The organism is Segatella salivae DSM 15606 (assembly GCF_000185845.1).
Lineage (GTDB): Bacteria > Bacteroidota > Bacteroidia > Bacteroidales > Bacteroidaceae > Prevotella > Prevotella salivae.
Map to the genome: position 1 here is coordinate 1 of NZ_GL629681.1, position 803 is coordinate 803.

Consider the following 803-nt stretch of genomic DNA (forward strand, 5'->3'; position numbering starts at 1 on the left):
AATAATTTTAAAGAGAAGAGTTATGAAGAAGTTTTTAATGACTTTAGTAGCAGCTTTCGGGCTTGCAGTTAGTGCAAACGCACAGACTTATGTAGGTGGTGGTTTTAGTATCTTCGGTCAGGATAATGGTAACACCACTGTAACTACTTACAAATTTATTCCTGAAATTGGTTACAACTTCAACAAAGATTGGGCAGCTGGTGTTGCTTTCGGTTGGGAAGGTGCCAATAAAGGCAATGAAAAGAGCATTGAAGTAAACCCATATGCTCGTTACACTTTCCTTCATACGAAGTTCGTTAACGTATTCGTTGATGGTGGTTTTGGCTACAAACACACCTACGATGCAGGCAATGATAACGACCTTTGGACTGTAGGTGTTCGCCCAGGTGTTTCAGTTAACCTCACAAAGAAGCTTTCATTTGTTTCTCATGTAGGTTTCCTCGGCTGGCAACAAGCTAAGAACAACAACTTAAACGCAAAGGTTAGTAAGTATGGACTTGACCTTGATGGCAACAACATCTCATTCAGTCTTTACTACAACTTCTAAGTAGAAGTTTCTTAAAAACTAAAGAATAAGGCAGCCGACTCCCTCAAGGAGCCGGCTGTTTTCTTTTCAACTAAAACACAATAGCCCCTCATTCTCATTATCATCTGACGAAAACATATCGCCCTTTTCACCTTAATTATCTTCCACTTTGCATACAACCCACGAATCTATCAATTCATTCGATTAATCTTTACAAAAGCCTTTAGAAAACTCTTCCTATTTTAAAATAAAATCCTTTCGGTCGAAAATACGCGAG

At 38.7% G+C, this 803-nt stretch carries 1 protein-coding gene; it reads left to right on the top strand.

All coding sequences use genetic code 11. The annotated features are described in order from the left end of the window. Positions 1–22 precede the first annotated feature (22 nt). Positions 23–547: an outer membrane beta-barrel protein gene (locus HMPREF9420_RS12815; RefSeq protein WP_007136168.1), complete on the top strand. Its 525-nt coding sequence runs from the start codon at positions 23–25 to the stop codon at positions 545–547. The last annotated feature ends 256 nt before the right edge of the window (positions 548–803 follow it).